Origin of the sequence: Micromonospora pallida (assembly GCF_900090325.1) — a bacterium.
GTDB classification, from domain to species: domain Bacteria; phylum Actinomycetota; class Actinomycetes; order Mycobacteriales; family Micromonosporaceae; genus Micromonospora; species Micromonospora pallida.
Genome location: NZ_FMHW01000002.1, coordinates 1186117 through 1202106, shown reverse-complemented (window position 1 = coordinate 1202106; position 15990 = coordinate 1186117). Strand labels below are relative to the sequence as shown.

General features: G+C 71.4%; 13 protein-coding genes. 7 read left to right on the top strand and 6 right to left on the bottom strand.

Annotation, left to right across the window (positions count from 1 at the left end):
* Positions 1–73: 73 nt before the first annotated feature.
* Both GA0074692_RS05360 and GA0074692_RS05355 read left to right on the top strand, forming a co-directional pair.
* Positions 74–487, top strand: a complete 414-nt coding sequence (locus GA0074692_RS05360; protein WP_176738313.1) for an Mth938-like domain-containing protein — start codon at positions 74–76, stop codon at positions 485–487.
* Between the two features lie 74 nt (positions 488–561).
* Positions 562–1011 carry a hypothetical protein gene (locus tag GA0074692_RS05355; protein ID WP_141725171.1) on the top strand — a complete coding sequence of 150 codons (450 nt, stop codon included), beginning with the start codon at positions 562–564 and terminating at the stop codon, positions 1009–1011.
* 1 nt (position 1012) lies between these two features.
* Here the strand turns inward: GA0074692_RS05355 and GA0074692_RS05350 are convergent, their stop codons facing one another.
* The 3 genes from GA0074692_RS05350 to GA0074692_RS05340 all read right to left on the bottom strand — a co-directional run bounded on the left by GA0074692_RS05350 (position 1013) and on the right by GA0074692_RS05340 (position 4189).
* Entirely contained in the window at positions 1013–2404 is a 1392-nt protein-coding gene (locus GA0074692_RS05350) for an MFS transporter (protein ID WP_091639970.1), read from the bottom strand.
* Between the two features lie 60 nt (positions 2405–2464).
* Entirely contained in the window at positions 2465–3517 is a 1053-nt protein-coding gene (locus tag GA0074692_RS05345) for a CapA family protein (protein ID WP_176738312.1), read from the bottom strand.
* 144 nt (positions 3518–3661) lie between these two features.
* On the bottom strand, positions 3662–4189 hold the full coding sequence (locus GA0074692_RS05340) for a winged helix-turn-helix transcriptional regulator (protein WP_091639964.1): 528 nt from the start codon (positions 4187–4189) through the stop codon (positions 3662–3664).
* Positions 4190–4273: 84 nt separating this feature from the next.
* Between GA0074692_RS05340 and GA0074692_RS05335 the strand changes: the two genes are divergently transcribed.
* The gene (locus tag GA0074692_RS05335) at positions 4274–5701 is read left to right on the top strand and encodes an MFS transporter (RefSeq protein ID WP_091639961.1); all 1428 of its coding nucleotides are present in this window, start codon (positions 4274–4276) and stop codon (positions 5699–5701) included.
* A 43-nt stretch (positions 5702–5744) separates the two neighbouring features.
* Here the strand turns inward: GA0074692_RS05335 and GA0074692_RS05330 are convergent, their stop codons facing one another.
* Both GA0074692_RS05330 and GA0074692_RS05325 read right to left on the bottom strand, forming a co-directional pair.
* Positions 5745–6554: a phosphotransferase family protein gene (locus GA0074692_RS05330; protein ID WP_176738311.1), complete on the bottom strand. Its 810-nt coding sequence runs from the start codon at positions 6552–6554 to the stop codon at positions 5745–5747.
* Between the two features lie 344 nt (positions 6555–6898).
* Positions 6899–7096 carry a winged helix-turn-helix transcriptional regulator gene (locus tag GA0074692_RS05325; protein ID WP_218106554.1) on the bottom strand — a complete coding sequence of 66 codons (198 nt, stop codon included), beginning with the start codon at positions 7094–7096 and terminating at the stop codon, positions 6899–6901.
* A 63-nt stretch (positions 7097–7159) separates the two neighbouring features.
* Between GA0074692_RS05325 and GA0074692_RS05320 the strand changes: the two genes are divergently transcribed.
* Entirely contained in the window at positions 7160–7996 is an 837-nt protein-coding gene (locus GA0074692_RS05320) for an MBL fold metallo-hydrolase (protein WP_091639956.1), read from the top strand.
* 167 nt (positions 7997–8163) lie between these two features.
* Here the strand turns inward: GA0074692_RS05320 and GA0074692_RS05315 are convergent, their stop codons facing one another.
* Complete coding sequence (locus GA0074692_RS05315) at positions 8164–8661, bottom strand: DinB family protein (protein WP_091639954.1); 498 nt, start codon at positions 8659–8661, stop codon at positions 8164–8166.
* A gap of 2311 nt (positions 8662–10972) precedes the next feature.
* Between GA0074692_RS05315 and GA0074692_RS05305 the strand changes: the two genes are divergently transcribed.
* Genes GA0074692_RS05305 through GA0074692_RS05295 form a run of 3 tightly spaced genes read left to right on the top strand, consistent with a single transcriptional unit; the run spans position 10973 to position 15983 of the window.
* Positions 10973–13093 (top strand): hypothetical protein, encoded by a 2121-nt coding sequence (locus GA0074692_RS05305; protein WP_218106553.1) that lies wholly within the window; start codon positions 10973–10975, stop codon positions 13091–13093.
* Between the two features lie 41 nt (positions 13094–13134).
* On the top strand, positions 13135–13353 hold the full coding sequence (locus GA0074692_RS05300; protein WP_091639949.1) for a hypothetical protein: 219 nt from the start codon (positions 13135–13137) through the stop codon (positions 13351–13353).
* On the top strand, positions 13350–15983 hold the full coding sequence (locus GA0074692_RS05295) for a LamG domain-containing protein (RefSeq protein ID WP_091639947.1): 2634 nt from the start codon (positions 13350–13352) through the stop codon (positions 15981–15983). Before GA0074692_RS05300 ends, GA0074692_RS05295 begins: the two co-directional genes overlap by 4 nt.
* Positions 15984–15990 lie beyond the last annotated feature (7 nt).

Genomic DNA, 15990 nt, shown 5'->3' with positions numbered 1-15990 from the left:
CGGATGACGGCAGGTGAGCATGCCGTGACGGTCCGCTTCCTGGGCCAAAGTAGGCTCGACGGTCGGAGCATGCATGGTGCTGGTCGTGTCGGGTGGAACGGAGGCTGTCGTGGCCGAAGCCGTGAAACGCTCTCCGAGAGTGCTGGCGATCTCCTGGGGGCGGATGGAGGTTGAATATCTGGGTACGGGCAAAGACTTCAAGCTCTATCCCGGCGGCGGCAGGACGTGGGACTGGTCCGAGACCGGAACCCGCCACAGTCCCGGGATCCAGCCCGACGACGTCGAGGAACTCCTCCTCCACGGGGCGACGGCGATCGTTCTGTCGCGCGGCATGCAACTCCAGCTCCAGGTCGACCCGCGCACACTCACGCTCCTCGAAGAGCGTGGCATAACTCCGCACATCGTCGAGACAACGCAAGCCGTGCAGCGGTACAACGAACTGGCCACGACGCAGCCGGTCGGCGGGCTGTTTCACTCGACCTGCTGAATCTGGATCCGGCGCGACCTACCGCGACGCGCCAGATCCGGATGCCGGATCGATGAAGAAAGAGGCTCATCAACGTGGCAGCGAAAGCCCACAAACTAGACAAGGTGGTAAAGCCCTCCTGGGCTGCCCGGGTGCTCTGCATCGACCACAGTGATCTGCCGAAACTCGACCGACCCTGGACCAAGGGGGACGTCCGAGAGCTGCGTGACAGCAACCCCGCCTGGCTGACCGAGGCGCGGCAACGGTATGCGACCCGGCGTCAGCAGGAGAGCGAGACACGCATGGCCGAACTGGCCGCGGAGTTCGCGCGGCTGGGGTACGACGAGCCCGACCAGGGCACCCTCGACCAGGCGATGCACTACATCGACGGCGCGCGAACCCACCTGATGATCGCGACCGACTGTTCCGAGACGGAGGCCGACCGCGCGGCTTGGCGAGTGTGGCCGAAGTCCATGGCCGCCGAGGACGCCGACCATGAGAATCAGCTGAATCGGGGTGTATCCGAGACGGGCTGGCGAAGCTGAGTCACTGCTGCCGCGTACCGCGGGCCAGACCCACGCCGTACTGGCTGAGCTTGCGGTAGAGCGCAGGTGTCGCAGCACTTGGCGAGGGCACACTGCCAGGCCCTCCATACCGCTCTGTGATGGCGCCAGCCCCGTTCGCGTCCTGGCCTGATCGATCGCGGAACGACCGACTCAGCAGCGGAAGGACACTCAACGCCCCCAGTCCAGTGCCGATCGCGAGTGCGGCGCGTACACCCAGGATCTCCGCCAGGAGGCCGACCGACCCGATGGCTATCGGGTGCACCAGTCGCGTGGTGGCCGCCCAGCTACCGACGACCGAGCTGAGCCGGTCCGCCGGGGTGACCGACATCCGCGTCGACGCGAACGTCGGGTTGAACAGTCCCGTGGTGAAGAGCAGGCCGAACTGCAACGTCAGGATCGCCGCAAGCGCCGCAGGCCCCGCCGGTATGGCGGCGAGGGGAAGCAGCCAGACGACGCGGACCAGTCCGGTGCCGAGAAGGACCCGGTCCCTCCCCCACCGCCGGATCAACCGGTACGACAGCGTGCCCGCGAGCATCCCGCCGAGACATGGAACGCCGAGGGTCAGCCCGTACTCCCACGCGGACAGGCCCAGGTCGTGCACGATGAACAGCGCCAGGATCGGGTTCGTGGCCATGAGGGCGGATCCGAAGAGCACGGCATTGACGTAGAGGGCACGAAGGGAAGGCAATCGCCAGATGGTGCGGAGGCCCGCGCCGACCCGAAGGCCGGTCGACGCTCGTTCGGCAGCGGGACCTGGTTCGGAGATCCCGGCCAGCAGGATGGCAGACAGCAGGAACGACGCGCTGTTGCACGCGAGGGTCAGGGACGCGCCGATGGCCGAGGTCACCACGCCCCCGGCAGGTGGACCGATCAGCTGGGCCGCCCAGAACACCGACTCCTGCCGCCCGAGCGCCCAGTCCAGACGATCGCGGCCGACGTGTTTGAGCATCGACGTACTTGCGGCGGCAAAGAGGATCGCCACCGACATCGCGGTAGCGGCCACCGCCGTCAGGTGCCACACGGTCACCTTCCCCGCCCAGGTGGCGAGGCAGAGGCTGAGCAGGGCGGCGCCCGCCAGCAGGTCCAACGTGATCATCACCGGCCGCTTGTGCCAGGTATCGATCCTCGGCGCGACCACCAGGGCGGTGGCACCCGCCGCAAGCGTCGCCATGCCACTCAACAACCCCAGTTCGCCGCCGCTGACACCGACCTGCGTGATGGCGATCCACAGGACGACGCCGCTGCCGAGCAGCGTACCGACGGTGCTGACCGTATAGGCGAGAAGCATCCGCCGCAGGTCCGGTGAGGTGACCGGCACCGCGACCTGCTTCAGTTCAGCCGAACCCATGTCCACCACCGTCGCGGTCCGCATCAGAGCGAACTTCAGAACAGCCGCCAAGAGCAAGCGGCTGTAGGGTACGCCGCCGGCCTATCACGTGGGGCGCGAGGCGAGTTCGGTGCAGGCGTGCAGGTCCGCGTACTCCTTGCGAATCCGGGCCGCATTCTCCCCGTCGGCGAGTTCGGGTCGACCGGTACGGCGGGAGATCGTCGCGGGCACCAGTTCCGTCTTCGAAATCGCCGAATCGTCGAGGGTCACCCGCAACACCCCCGTGTCGTTGCTGTACGCATCGTCACGCCACCACAGGAAGTTGCCGAGTCCGTACTGGACGAAGGTATGGCCGAGCCACCCGTCGCCGAGCAGGAGATGGGCGTGGGTGCCGACCACGAGCGTGGCACCCGCCCTGGCCATCTCGCCGGCGAACTCGCGGGCCTCGGCGGGTGGACAGGCCTCGCCCTCGGTGCCCCAGTGGACGTAGACGACGACCACGCTGGCCTGGCTCCGGGCAGCGCGCACCGCCGCGACGGCGCGCGGCAGGTCCCGGGTCATCGCGATGCCGGCCCGGGAGTCGGTGGCTCTCCACTCCGACCACAGTTCGGAGACCTGGTTGAAGCCGAGGACAGCGATTCTGGTGCCGCGTATCTCGGTGATCCACGGTGCGTAGGCCGCTGCCGCGTCGGCGCCCGCCCCGACGGCGGGCATCCCGGCGGCCCTGGCTGCGTCCACGGTGTCGGCCAGGCCCGTCCGGCCGTAGTCGAGCGCGTGGTTGTTGGCGATCGTCACGACGTCGACGCCGGCGGCCTTCACCGCGTCGTACGTGCTCGCCGGCGCCCGGAAATGGAACTCCTTCGGCTCGGGGGTGCCCCGCGTGGTGACCGCCGTCTCCAGGTTGACCATCGCGAGGTCCGCGGCCGACAGGATCGACGAGATCGGCCCGAACGCGGTCGCCGGGTCACGCAGCAGGTCGGCGGTACGGTCGGCGAAGTGCACGTCGCCTGCGAAGGCCAAGGTGATCTCGGCGGGGTGCGACGGGGATGCCGCCGGGGAGGAACGGGTGGGCGCACCGGCCGGTGGCGTCCGGGCGGCATCGCACGCCGCAACAGTCAGGGTCGCCGCCAGCGCGACGAAGGATCGTGCCCACTTCACCCAGCGCAGCGTACGGAAATCCGTCCGTCCCCGGGCCTACTTGGCCCGGATTGCCTCGGCCTGACCTGCGTGATGTCCGGGCGAGGACGGCCATCGACCCGACCACACCCCCGGCACGCATCGCAACCGACCAGGGGGGCCGGCTCAGATCAGCGGTTGCAGGAGGCGGTGCGGGTGCTGCCGCATCGCGACGCTCACCGGGTCCTGGCGCGGCTGGGCCGGGATGCCCGGCCCGGGGTGGGTCTCGACGTCGCCCGGTGGCACATCGGCCCCGCCGCAGGCCGGGCAGCGACTGGCCGGGTCGAGTTCGGTGCCGCACGTGACGTGCCGGAAGGTCCGCAGCCGCTCGCCGGAGGCGAAGTGCCGCTCGCCCCAGCGCATCAACGGGTAGATCACCGACCAGAGTTCGATGCCGCGGTCGGTGAGCAGGTATTCGTCCCGCGGTGGGGAGTCCTGGTAACGGTGGCGCTGGAGGATGCCGGCGTCGACGAGGGTGCTGAGCCGGTCGGCGAGCACGGCCCGGGGGATGTCCAGGTGGGCGAGGAAGTCGCCGTAGCGGCGTACGCCGAAGAAGGCGTCGCGGACGACGAGCAGCGTCCACCGTTCGCCGACCAGTTCCAGCGCCCTGGCCAGGTAGCAGTTCTGCCCCTCGTAGCTCTTTCCCAGTGCCATGGAACGGATCCTACACCGGTCAGTTCATTGAACGAACTATCTCTGCTATCGTCGGTTCGTTCACCGAACCGAGAGGCCACCCGCATGTCGACACCCGCCGGCGTCACCGCACCGTCCGCCGCCCCGGTCGCGGACACGAACCGCTCCGGTTCTCGGGCCCTGTTCGCGGTCTGCGCCGCGACCCTGCTCGTCCTCATGAACTACACCGCCCCGGTGGCCGTACTGCCGCAGACCGCGCGGAGCCTCGGGGCCGGCCTCACCACCCAGACCTGGCTGATCAACGCGATCAATCTCGGACTCGCCGCCACCCTGCTGGTGGCCGGCAGCCTCGGCGACGACTTTGGCCGACGCCGGATCTTCCGCGTCGGCCTCGCGCTGCTCGCCGCCAGTACGGTCGGGGCAGCCGTCGCCCCCGACGCCGGCACCTTCATCGCCGCCCGAGTGACACAGGGCGTCGCCAGCGCCGCCATCCTCGCCGTCGGCCTGGGTCTGCTCGCGCACACCTTCCACACCCACCAGGGCCGGGCCCACGCCACGGCGCTCTGGGCGTCGATGATCGGCGCCGGCATCGCCGTCGGCCCACTGGCCGCGGCCGCGCTGACCGCACTCAGCAGTTGGCGCTGGCTCTACCTCCTCCTCGCGGCGCTGGCCGCCGTACTGGCGGCGACCGGTGGCCGGCTGCTCGCCGAGTCCCGGGCCGAACGGGCGGCCCGTATCGACGTACCCGGTGTGTTGACCCTCGGCACGGCCCTGGCACTGCTGCTCATCGCCGTCACCCTCGGACGCGCCGGCTGGCTGCGGCCCGCGGTGCTGATTCCCCTGGGGCTGTCGGTGCTGCTGCTCGCCGCCTTCGTGGCGACCGAGGCCCGCACCCGGGCGCCGATGCTCGACCTGGCCCTGTTCCGCCGGTCGGACTTCCGGGTCGCCACCATCGGCGCGCTCTTCACCGGGCTCGCCGCGCTCGGCCCGAGTACCGTCCTACCCACCCTCGTGCAGCGGTTGATCGGCGTCAGCGCGCTGGGCGCCGCCGGCCTGGCCTTCGTGTGGGCCGGAGCCTCGTACGTGGTCAGCAACCAGCTGCGCCACCACGGAACCCGCTTCGCGCCCACTCGGCAACTCGCCCTCGGCTTCGCCCTCACCGCCGCCGGCTACCTGACCATGCTCGGCTACGCCGGCGCGCACTCGTGGGCACGCACCATCCCCGGGCTGCTCATCTCCGGGGCGGGCAGCGGCCTGCTCAACGCGGCACTCGCCCGGCTCGCCGTCGCCAGCGTCCCCCCGGACCGGGTCGCGATGGGCTCCGGCGCCAACAACACCGCCCGCTACGTCGGTGCCTCGCTCGGCGTCGCCGCCAGCATCACCGTGGCCTCCAGCCTGCTGCCGGCCGGCCAGACCGGCGGCTTCTCCGCCCACGGCGCCGACGCGGTCCTGCTGCTCGGATCCGGCCTGGCCGTGCTCGGCGCCGCGGCGGCCCTGATCCGCCGCCGGGCCACCGCACCCGCCCTGGCCTGAGCCGTCACGCCGGACGGCCGCGCGGGCGGCATGAACGCGAAGCTCATGTCGAGCGTCCTCCCGAATCGGACTCTCCGGTCCAACGGGCGGCAAGGTCGGTCCCCCGCCTCCGGATGCGGTCGTTGCCCGCCGGGCTGTTGTACATGGCGTAGTGCGGCCACTGGAACAGCAGGATGGCCAGCTCCTCGGCCAAGGTCGCCCGACGCAGCTCGGCGGACCGCTCGGTGTTCACCTTGAGGTAGGCGTCGAAGAGCGCCCGGGGCACCGCGACGCCGGCCGGAGTGGCCCGCACCGAAAGCAGTGCCAGATCCCCGGATGGACGGCCGACCCCCGAGGACTGCCAGTCGCAGAGGACGAGGGAGCCGTGGTCGAACGTGACGTTCTCGGTGTGGCAGTCGCCGTGGACGAAGGTCGGCGGCACTGCGGACATGTCGCCTCGCACGCGGTCGGCACCGGACAGGATGTGGTCGAACTGCGGCAGGGCCGATTCCCAGAACTCTCTCATCGTGCGAATGTCCGGGTCGGTCATCGCCGCGCCCAGCGCATCGGGTCCGTCCCACGCGCGCGTCGGTAGACCGGACGCGGAATGCAGCGCGGCCAGGTCGTGGCCGAGTGCGGCCCAGTCCCGCTCCCGCCACATGTCCACGGCCAGCGAGCCTCCGGCGTCGGCCAGAAGCAGCGCAACGCCGTCGGCCACATCGAGGTGATTGATCAGTCGCGGCGCCCGGACCGGGACGATCGACGCCAGGTCGCGGTAGAAGCGCAGCTCACGGCGTGCCGCCGCGAGCGCCTCCGGGCCCAGTGACGCCGGGGCGATCTTGAGGTACGCATCCGTGCCGCCGAGCGAGGTCACCGGGTGAACCCCGACGCCCGACCGAGATTCCAGGCCGCCGGATCGTTCCCGCGGCACGGCGCGGAACGTACGCAGAATTTCTTGAACGTCGATACGCCGCTCCCCTGCTGCTCGACCAAACGCTTCCAGAGGAAGGACCGACGCTTCCTGGCCGCGGTGAGGTCCAAACGCCAATTATTGCTGTGCTGCACAGCGTTCTCGTGGAAATTTCTCACCCTCGCCTGGTCGCGTCCCACCTACGCGGTGCGGTTGCATCGGGCCCGCAACCGGTTCCGCGCTGCTGGTGGTCCGACCTGACCGGTCACGGCACGCACGTCACGGGTGAGCAGTCCCGACTCGACGAGTCACTTGAGTGGGTCGGCGAGAATATTCGAGGCGATCCCCTCGATAGAGTTGGCTTGCAGTTCTCGGAAATAGCGGCGGTCTCCGAAGACGATGCCAACCAGGACGAGCGGGCTCCGGCGATCGCCGGACACCTCGACGGCGGCGTTGACCGGGCACTCCGACCGCGGCTCATTCGCTTCGCCCATGATGCTTGCCACCTATTACTGCCAGGCACTACCGTCTCGCCGGGCGGTTGCAGACCACAAGCGGAAGGGGTCATCGTGCTGAGACAGGTCGCGGACGGTGTGCTGATCCACGAGAGCGAGTTTCTCCAGAGCAATTCCATTGTCGTGCAAGGCCGCGCCGGTGTTTTGCTCATCGACCCCGGGGTGCAGGACCAGGAAATGGCCTGCATCGCGAACGACCTGTCCCATTCGGACCAGGCCGTCGTGGCAGGCTTCTCGACGCATCCTCACTGGGATCACCTGCTGTGGCACGCCCAGCTTGGCGCGGCCCCTCGTTACGGCACGGCCCGCTGCGCGGCCACCGTCCGGGATGAGCTGTCCGACCCCGGTGCGAAGGCCGAGATAACCGCCCACCTGGAACCGACGGGCATCGCCGACCGGGTACCGCTGGACCTGTACGGCCTGATCACCGCCCTGCCCGCCGAGACGACGCAGATCCCCTGGGATGGCCCTCAAGTCCGGATCATCGAGCATCAAGCACATGCGCCGGGCCATGCGGCGCTGTTCGTCGAAGAACGCGGGGTTCTCGTCGCCGGCGACATGCTCTCTGATGTCTTGATTCCAATGCTCGATCTGAACGGCACCGCTGACCCGATCGAGGACTACCTCGCAGCACTGCGGCTGCTGGAGGACGTGGCGGGCGATGTCGATGTCGTCGTCCCCGGCCACGGGTCAGTCGGCGGAGCTGACCAGGTACGTGCACGGATCGAGCAGGATCGGGCGTACGTGCTCGCCTTGCGTGACGGCCATGTTCCCAACGACCCGCGGATCGGCCCATCGGCCAAGCCCGGCTGGGAGTGGGTGAGCGATGTGCACAACGGGCAAGCCCAGCGCCTCGCCCAAAGAAACGAGCGCGCCGGGACGCCCGGCTAACGACCTCGTGCACGGTTGCGCGTGCTCTCTCACCGGACGTGGGGCGCGGCGGGTAGTGCCTATGCTGCCGGGTGGTGTTCTCGCTACGTCGGTTCGTACAACACCATGCGTCACCGGCGGCGATGAACGCCAGCCCACCCGGAGCGGCATGAGCGGACGTCCGCGTACTACTCGTTGACGAGCTGCTCTCGAAGAATGTCTGCGTGCCCACAGTGCTGGGCGAGCTCGCGCAGCACGTGGAGATACACCCACCGCAGCGGAAGCGGGCCCCGCCGGTGCCCGTGCAGGATGTCGTCCAGACCCAGGGATGACGTCGCACGGCGTGATGCTTCGCAGGCTTCGCGGTGTGCGTGCCGGACGGTGGCGATCGTGTCGTCGTCATCGAGAATGAACGACTCTTCTGACCTCGCGGGGATACCGATCTCAGCGCGCGACCGGCACGTGACGGCTTCGTCGAACCAGACCTTCTCGACGAACGTCGCGTGCTTCACCAGACCCAACAGCGTGGTCCCGGAGGCCACCAACGACCGGCGCACCTGTTCCTCCGTCAGCCCGTCCAGACAGCCGTTGAGCGCGCCGCGGTGCTCGTCGAGGAACGCCTCGAACTGGGCACGGGCTGGGAGTGCGACGACCTGGTCGGCGAAGGTAGGCGGATAGGAAGGCATAAGCGAAGCATTCCAGACCATCGCCCAGGAGCAACCAACGGACATCGGTACGAGCGGTCGGCCTCGAAGGTACGGCGACGTTGAACAATCCGAGGGTGGATGTTGCTGATCTACTCGTTCGGGCTGCGGCCATGGTCCCGGCTGATGTCGTCAACGAGGCTGGCGTAACGGTGGCCGACGTACGCGAGTACCTCGACCACGACGAGTGGGAGGTTGCGCTCGGTCCGCCTGGGCCCGCTGTCCCCAGACCGCTGGCGGCACCTACAGCCGGGCATGACGATCACCATGCACGAGGGCCGACCCGCGGTGGGAACGGCCACCATCATCGAGGCGTCAATCGCGCGCTGACACCGGCGGAAGCGGATGCGGAGTGGTTCGCCGAGGCCGGGGTGCCCGTTACATGACGTAACCGGTCGGGAGTGCGGGCGTAGGACTCGGGGGCAACGGGACACCGCCGCCGTGAGGTGTTGCAGGCTGACCATCATCCGACAGTCGCCCTACCGAATGGGGCACACCGCCGCCGCCCTGCTGCTGGCCGAGGGGGAAGCGGGGCACCGGAAGGTCCGCTTCCCGCCAACCCAGGTGGTCCGCTCCTCCACCGCCTGACCGTCCTGACCTGCGGCGAGGGAACCGGAGCAGACCGGACCTACGGGGAAATCACAATCATCATTGCCGATACCTGAACAGTTCGCCGAAGTCGGTCCTACACCACGGGGGGCCAACAGCGCTACGGCGCACCGAACGAGTCCATTGTCGACTTTGTTGAGGCTCAAGATCGGTCCGGTTTGTAGGGTGTACCGCGCTGACCGTCCACCCCAGAGGGATGCCCCATGCGTCTGCTCGCCGTACCCGTCCGAATCGACGCACTGTGGCTCCCGGCCCAGCGGACCGTCGCCGGCCCGGTCGCCGACTTCACCCGACTGCCCTACTGTGACCCGGTCACCGGGCGGGACGTCCACCCCGACCAGCCCTTCCTCAGCGATGGGATCCTCCCCGCCCCCTTCGAGGAGGAGTTCACCCTCCAGGCCGGGGTCCACCTGCACTGGGCCTTGCCTGACGCACTGACCCGCCTGGTCCACGGCCCGCAGGAGGGCGTCCCCGGCCGAGGGCGGGAGGCGGCGGTGCAGCCGCCCCGGGTACCCGACCGGTGGCTGGTCACCCGCACCGACCCCGACGGCCGGCGGGCCCGGTGGGTGGTGGAGAGCGACGCCCTCACCGACGAGTCGCCCGCCTCGGTGGCCTACCCCCTCTCCCCCGCCGACCCCCCGGGCCCCTCGGGTCGGCCCTGGCGGCGGCTCGGGCGGGTCCTGCCCCTCGGGGCCTGGCCGGGGCCGGAGACCGACCGGGTGGCCCGGCTGACCGCCCTCGGGTACGGGGAACCCACCTTCGCCGCCTTCTACCCCAACTCGGCCAGCGTCTTCGGGTTCTTCGACCCCCAGTCGGGCACCCGGCCCCCGGCCGGTACCCGGTACGACCTGCTCGGCTGGTACTCCTCCCCCGCCCTGGACGAGCTGACCGGCACCCTGGCCCGGCCGGGTACCGGCACCTGGGCCCAGCGGGTGGCCGACGAGCTGGGTTGGGCGGCGGGGCCCGAGGGGGCGGCCCCGGAGCGGATGGTCTGCTTCGGCCGGCTGACCCTCGACCCGGAGGGGGAGCTGTCCCTGTTCGACACCCGGACCACCGGGACCGGGGTCTACCTCGCCGACAGCGCCACCGAGGCCCTCGCCGCCCATCTGGGGGCGGAGCTGCCCGGGGTGAGCGCCGACGAGATGGAGCAGCTCCTGGAGGCGATCGACCTCGCCGAACACCTGGAGACCGCCACCCTGGACCTGCCGGAGCGGCTCGCCGAGGCCCGGCACACCGCTGCCTTCACCCCGGTCGCCGCCGGGACCCGCTGGACGGTCCGGCCCCAGGACGCCGTCCCCGGTACCGACCCGACGGCCCTGGTCGCCGCCGCCGGCCCCGCCGGCCTCGCCCCGGTGGGGGCTGCCCCCGCCCGGGAGCTGGCCGACCTGCCGCCCGAGCTGGGTGACCTGCTGGTCGCCCTGAACGCCGCCCAGGCCACCCACGAGGGGGCCCAGGCCGAGGCCACCGGGCTGCGGCAGCGTCTCTTCGCCGACTGGCACCGGTACCTGACCTGCGCCTACCCGCCTCCGGAGAACCGGACGGACTACCCCGACCCGGACCTGGCAGCCGCCTACCTGCAACGGGAGCTGGCGGCCCTGGACGCCCTGCTCGCCGAGACCGGGGAGTTCCCCCGAGCGGGCGGGGGGACACCCTGGCCCACCGGCTGGCGGCGGCCCGGGAGGCGGTGGAGGCGGTGGTGGCCCGGGTCAACGCGGAGCTGCCGGAGGGGGCCGGCTACCGGCTCCAGCAGCTCCCCGACGACTCGTACCAGGTGCCCAACGAGCCGGTGGTGCTGCTCACCGGCGCCGAGGCCACCGGGTCGGACCGGTACGGAAGCGACGACGAGCACCCCGAGGGCCTGCTGCCCTGCCTGGTGGTGGAGACCCCCGGGGCGGTCGGGGCCCTGACCGAGGCCGAGGGGTTCGCCGCCGCCGGCGACCTGCTGGACACGGTCCTCGCCGGGCTGACCGAACCCCACCCGGCGCTGCGCCGCTGGGCCGGCCAGCCCTGGCATCCTCTGCTGCTGCACTGGGAGGTGGAGTTCCTGCCGTCCGCCCCCGGGACCAACCTCGACCCCACCGACCGGGACTACGACCCCGAGGTGGTCAGCCTCAACTACCGGCTCCCAGCCGGGGAGGTCGAACTGGCGCCCCGCCCCGGGCACCGGCTCACCGAACGGGCGGCCGTCACCTACAGCGGCAGCACCGTGCTCTCCACCGCCACCCGCCCGCTGCTCTCGGCCCGGATCCTGCGGTACCTCGCAGGCGGCCCCCTGGCCCGGTACAACGAGGAACGGGCGGCCGCCGGACTGGGGCCCCTCACCCCGGAGCAGGTGACCGGGGACCCCGGGGCCCTGCTCGCCTGGTGTGCCGACCAGTCGGCCGACCTCCGGTTGGGGACCCTCGCCGCCGCCTACGCCCACCTGGCCGAGCACGAGGGGAGCAACCTGGCCCAGAGCCTGGGCGGGTTCAACGATGCCCTGCTGATGCGCCGGCTGACCCGCCAGCTCCCCATCCTCGACCCCCTCGGTTTCCCCTCCGGACAGTTCCTCGCCGAGCAGGTGCGGGACCGGGTCGGGGAGCAGAACCGGCAGGCCCCGGTGCCCCTGGCCGACTTCAACCCCCTGCGGGCCGGGTGCCTGCGGCTGTTGCGGCTGCGGGTGGTGGACTCCTTCGGGGTCGGGCACGACCTCTCGGTGGACCAGCCCGCCGCCACCACCCGGCTACGGGTACCGGACCGGCCGGGCTGGATCGCCCTGCCGCCCCGGGTGGCCCAACCGGCCCGACTGCGGCTGCGGCTGCTCGACGCCGAGCACCCGCGCCGGCCGGTCAGCGGCCTGGTGGAGTCCTCCCCGGTCTGCGGGTGGCTGCTGCCCGACCTGCTCGACGACGGACTGCGGGTACACGCCGCCAGCGGGGAGTGGCTGGGCAGCCTCCTTCCCGACCCGGACCCGGACCGCCCGGCCCTGGCCCGTTGGCTGGCCGCCCCCACCGGGGGGTTTCCCGCCGTGGAGCAGATCACCAACCCTGGGCTGCGGGCCGTCGTCGACCGGCTGCGGGGGTACGGGGCCGACCGGCTCGGGGAGCTGTTCAGCTCCCTGATCGAGGCCCTGGAGGCGGTGGTCGAGGAGGGGGAGGGCGGCCACCAGGTCCGGTCCCGGCTCACCGGCCGACCGATCGCGGTGCTGCGCCTGGCCGTCGGGCTGGACCTGCTCGGCCCTCCCGCGATCCACCAGGACTGGAACGTGTTCCGGCAGGACCTGGGGCGTACCGGCCGGGAGACCAACGGCTTCCCGCTGGTGCGGTTCCCGGTCCGGCTGGGGGCGTACGGGCGGCTCGCCGACGGGGTGCTGGGCTACTGGCGGCACGAGCCCGACGGGAGCCTCGGCACCGAGTACCACGACGTGCCCACCATGGCCGCCGCCGGCACCGACCCCCCGGTACGGCTCGCCTTCGGTCTGCCCGAGGAGACCCTGACGGTGCTCCTGGAGCCGGCCGGGGCCCTGCACGCCACCACCGGCATCCTGCCCACCGTCTCGGTACGGCTGGACCCCGCCCACCACCACGCCGCCCTGGCCCGCCTGGAGACCGGCTTCCTCGCCGCCCCGGTGCTGACCGACGCGGCCGAGGTCGGGCTGGTGCTGCCCGCCACCGAGCCGGGGCGCCGGTGGACCTGGCGGGAGCGGGCGGGTGCCGTCTGGACCGAGACCGAGGATCCCCCCGCCCCAAACCCGGGGTTCCCCACCGACCTGACCCTGCGGGAGGGCTGGCTCGCGCTGCCCACCCCGACCCCACCCACCCGATGAGCCACCACCCCGGTCACCCGACCGGATCAAGGATGCGAGCGATGCCCCCGATCACCCTCTCTCTCACCCTCGACCAGACGAACACGATCATGGAGGCCCTGGGTCAGATGCCCTACGTCCGTGTGTACGAACTGATCGAGAGCATCGGCCAGCAGGCCGGGGCCCAGCTCCACCCGGACGGGGCCCCGGCCGGCACCCGACCGGCCGCCCCCGGTGCCGCCGCCTCCGCCGCCCCCGTCGTCCCGGGCTCTCCGGCATGAGCGCCACCCTGCTGCTGCACTGGCAGCTCGACGACCTGGCCCGCGGCCCCCTGGTCACCGGCTCCCCCGCCGCCCCGGCCACCGGGGAGATCGAAGGTGCCCCGCAGGTCCGCGCCGACAACCGGTTCGGCAGTTGCCTGGCCCTGGGCGGGGGCTCCGACGCGGTGGTCAGCACCTCGGGCGTGACCCGGCCGATCACCAGCATGGCCTGGGTGCGGGTGCCCCCGATGCCGTCGAACTCGAAGGCCGTCGTCTTCGGCCAGTGGGGCCACTTCGCGCTCTGGCTCGTCGACGACGGTCGGATCGTGTACCAGGGCTCCACGGTGAACGGCCCCTTCCAGCAGGAGACCGCCCCGGGGACCTTCACCTTCGACCAGTGGCACCACCTGGCGGTGACCAGCCAGGACAGCACCGCCCGGATCCTGCTGGACGGGATGGTGGTGGCCGAGGACGCGATGCCGGGGCCCACCCAGCCGAACGGGGAGAGGTTCGCGCTGGGCCGCGACCCCAACTCCGTCAGCTACCACCTCGCGCTCGCCGCGGCCCACCTGCGGGTGTACGACGCTCCTCGGTCGGTGGCCGAGATCCAGCGGGACATGGCCGGCGACGAGGCCCTGCTCGCCACCTTCGTCCGTACCCACCCCCTCACCTTCGAGCTGGTCAACGTCGACGACCAGCCGGTGCTCTACATCGACGACACCCCGGCGGGACAGACCCTCACCCTGCGGGTCACCAACTCCTCCCGCCAGGACCTGGTCCTCTGGTCGGCCCCCGGACCCACCGGTCCCGAGAACCATCACCTCGCGGTGACCTTCCGCCAGGGGGTGCTGGCCGCCGACACCCGGCCGGCCGTGGAGGTGCCGGGGTGGGAGCTGTCCCTGACCGGGTCCACCGGCTGGCTGCGCGGACCGGAGGGGCTGACCCTGCCGGCCGGGAACTCCCTCGACCTGCCCCTGACCGGGCTGCGGGCCGACGGGGTGGGGGGCACCCGGGGCAGCCGGGTGGAGCTGGGCTACCGGCGCATGGGGTACAGCGGGGAGCCCACCGAACTGACCGGGGCCCGACACCAGGTGCTGGAGATCGTCAACCACCGGGGTCGACCCGACGTACCCCTGCACCTGGGGTTCGTCGGCGGGGACCGGGTGCTCAGCGACGGCCGTACCCCCTGTGACCTGCGGGTCCGGGTGGCCAACGTCTCCCGGGAGATTCCCGTTCCGTTGACCGGGGCGGACGGGACCGCTCCCACCGAGCTGGTCCTCTCCTTCGAGGTGCAGGGCGACCGGGAGACCCGGGACTGGGCCCTGACCACCGCCGGTACCGCCGGCACGGTCACCCTCCGGGTCGGGGGGTCGGTTCCCGGGGTCTGGCAGGTCCACCGGGAGATGCTGGCGGACCGGGCCCAGTGGACCCTGATCCCCCAGCAGGACACGACCCTGCCCCCCGGGGGGTGCCTGGAGCTGACCCTGGAGGAGGTGCAGGGGCTGCCGGACCCCGGCCACGCCCCGGTGGTGCTGGCCTACCGCAACCTCCCCGGGTTCCAGGACGGCCAGCTCAGCGCCGCGGTGGAGCGGGCGCCCCTGGTCTTCTCCGCCCGCAACGCCGGGCTGGGCACCGCCACCCCCCAGGCCCGGCTGCACATCGTGGACGACAACGGCGACGCCAACGGGGGCAGCGTCATCGTCGGCCCCACCCACCAGCCGAACCTACGGCTCGGCTACGACACCGGGTACTCCTGGATCCAGTCCCACGGCTCCGCGCCTCTGGCCATCAACCCGTTGGGCAACAGGGTCGGCATCGGCACCACCGCGCCCCAGTCCCCGCTGACCGTCCAGGCGGTCTCCGAGCACCTGCAACTGCGGCGGGAGGCCCAGAGCGGGGGGCCTGTGGTGTTCCTGGAGCTGTTCCAGGCCGAGACCCCGCCGGGGGTGGACGTCTATCCCAGCATCCGCTTCCACCACGCCAACAGGTTCGGGCACCGCATCGAGGGCCGCCCCGAGGGCTTCGCGTTCAAGCAGGGCAACTCCGACGAGCTGACCGGCGTGCAGACCGGGGCGCTGACCGCCAGCGCCGTGACGACCGGGCCTCTGGTGGCCGGCACCGTGACGACCCCCCAGCTCCAGGCCGACGAGGTGCGCGGTACCCGGCTCGCGGCCGGCCAGTCGGTGTTCACGGCCGGCTCCGACCACCTCCAGCTCCGCCGGGAGGCCCAGAGCGGCGGCGGGGTCCTGTTCCTGGAGCTGTACCAGGCTCAGACCCCGGACGGGGTGGACGTCCACCCCAGCATCCGCTTCCACCACTCCCACAAGTTCTGGCACCGCATCGAGGGCCGCCCCGAGGGCTTCGCGTTCAAGCAGGGCGGCTCCGACGACCTGAGCGACGTCCGGGCCGCCCGGGGGACCTTCCAGGCCCTGACCGTGGACGGGGTCACCATCGGCGCCCACGAGCTGCGGGCCCTGCTGCGGCTGGCCGCCGGGGAGCTGGAGTTCGACCTCTACAACGTGCTGCAGAACGAGTTCGCCTACGCCGCCGACTTCAGCCCCTTCGACAACGACCGCCGACACGTCTTCACCTGGCGGCGCAAGGGTGAACGGGTCAGCCAGGGCCGCTGGCGGATCGCCTTCCCGAGCTGAGGAGAGC